Source organism: uncultured Rummeliibacillus sp., assembly GCF_934216135.1.
Lineage (GTDB): Bacteria > Bacillota > Bacilli > Bacillales_A > Planococcaceae > Rummeliibacillus.
Genome location: NZ_CAKQBI010000085.1, coordinates 1 through 2,360, shown reverse-complemented (window position 1 = coordinate 2,360; position 2,360 = coordinate 1). Strand labels below are relative to the sequence as shown.

At 33.9% G+C, this 2,360-nt stretch carries 1 protein-coding gene; it reads right to left on the bottom strand.

Annotated elements, in window-relative coordinates; all coding sequences use genetic code 11:
• On the bottom strand, positions 1–1,402 hold a 1,402-nt coding region (locus Q0977_RS18190; RefSeq protein WP_299516606.1), incomplete at its 3' end, for a DUF2075 domain-containing protein.
• Positions 1,403–2,360: the final 958 nt, after the last annotated feature.

Here is a 2,360-nt window from a genome sequence, read left to right as displayed (position 1 = left end):
TGACAACTCCTACATTGTTTAAATCAAACCCTTGAACGGTGTAGATTGATCCGACTTCACTGATTGTATCTGGTCGCTCCGCCCATGTTCGCTTCGTATCGGTCGTATTCCAAGGCAGGTTGATCCCACCAGGATCTACAAGATAAGAAGCTCCGTCTTTCTTATGAACATAATCGAATGTTGAGATGATCCGTGACAGACCTTCCTTTTTATCGAGAGAAAAGATTTTATTCTTCAACGCATCATGGGTTTCCATAATCTGAAGCTCAAAAGATGCTGTTGATTCTGGAATCGGTGTTACACGTTTTTCTACGATATCATCGATCCATTGAATAATTTGTGGACTACTTTTCATTCTTAATTGATCTTTTAGCTGAAAGCGAGAAGCATTGTACCTTTTCTGAAACTGATCCAATTTGTCCTGATCCCAATAACTTTTGATTTTCAATACTTGCTTCGGATCAAAGATACAAATCGTGATTTTTGCTCGCTTGATAATCTCTTCTAGTTGGTTTTCATAGTGAAAACTGTTATAGCTGTCTTTCTTTGTTAAAAGCAAATGGGCCTCATCCACAATAACGATGTCTGGGTGCAACTTCTGATTATCTGTTTTATTAATAAAGGAAGTTGGCTTTAACATATGATTCTTTTTTAAATTTGGCAAACTTTCTGCCATTGTGTGATAGGTTTTTAACATTTCTGAATGGTTGACCAACAAATAGTTATCGGTGCCTTTTAATACAGGCTCTGACTTTGTATAGTCTTGAAGGGTGTTATAGAGAGATGCCAATAGGACGCTCTTTCCCGTTCCAGCTTCTCCTTCAATCATCAAGACTTTTTGTGTTTCATCCTGCTGAATCGCTTGTTTACAGTACTCAATGATTTCAAGTTTTATATCTAACTGTTCTGGCGTCAGTTCTTTAAAAGGGGATAATTTATATACATCTTTGTTGCGAATCGTATCGATTGAGTGCTTCGCCAACTGACGCCTTTGCAATTCTTCCCATAACTCTTGGAAGACCACTTCATCATAATACTCTTTTTCATAATACTGATGCATCTGCACCTGTCTTGTTTGACTGACATTTTGTAACTGAAACTGCTCATCCCCAATGAAGTGATTGATCAAATTGGTTTCGATATTGTAGGTCGCTGATTGATTGAATTTTTCATGTCCAATCAGCAAGACTTCTTTAATTTCTCTGCGCTTAGAGTTATTCAAGTGCTGCTTCAATCGTTTGTTCACTTGAACCGTTTGACCAATGTACGCAACAGGTCTTTTCTTTTCATTTCGGTTGTAGAGTATGTAAACGACTGGGTACTGATCGATATAAGCCGTCGTTATGCTAGATAGCTCACCTTTCTTGAAATGATGATCTTCTATGATTAGTTGGTTGGTCATATTTTAGAGTCTCCGTTTAGTGTCTATTCCATTAAGGTTATTTATTTTAGTATATCATTGCATATTTTGCTCTTAAAGCATTAAAGACAAAATTGGTAATTTTTTGTTTTAGCAAAATAACCATTATCTAAAAAATCACTGTTGATTAATCTACTAATTTCGTCCAACGTGCATACTTTGCTAATGATTTAATAGACTAACTTATTATCCTGAAACTCTTTTCAAACGAAACCTCTCTAAAACGTTCTAAAATAAATAGCTGAAAATCCCATTTGCTAATTCATCAAACATCCTCTGTTTAGGATATTTATAAATTGTTTATTAAATTAAAATAATTTATTTTTCAACATTAAAATAAATAAATATTTTATAATTTTAATTTGACTAAAACATTCAATATGCGATAATCATTTACGAAAGGATGATTTGATGAACCATACAGTTACCAGCCTAAGATATCTACGGATCGCTCAAATTTCTTTGTTAACATACTATATTTATTTAGCCGTCCATGACAATATTTTCGAAGCAATTCCATTACTGTTAATCAGTGGTATTTTAGATCTCGTGTACCCGCCAGACTACGCAAACCAGTCATTTTGGTTCCCTTATAAAAAGAAAACAATATTTTTAAAAAGCAACAATTTGTTTCTGGAAAGAGCATTGGAAATCTTAACCATAATTGCTCTTGGTGTTTTTTTATCGCTTGTTTTTTAAATTAAAGGAACAACTTGTGATTGCTGGTTCCCTTTTACCCAACAACTGAATTATGTTTCTATTACTCACTATTTTTTATCCATTTGTCTATTAAAATAGATTTACCAAATAAATAACGAATCCTTGACTGTTGAGATGACGCTAGTATTTAATCGAAAAGAAAGGTGATTTTTTATGAAAAGAATTTGTTTTGTCTTAGTGTTGAGCAATGGATTATCTTACACACCATTAACTCCAGGTG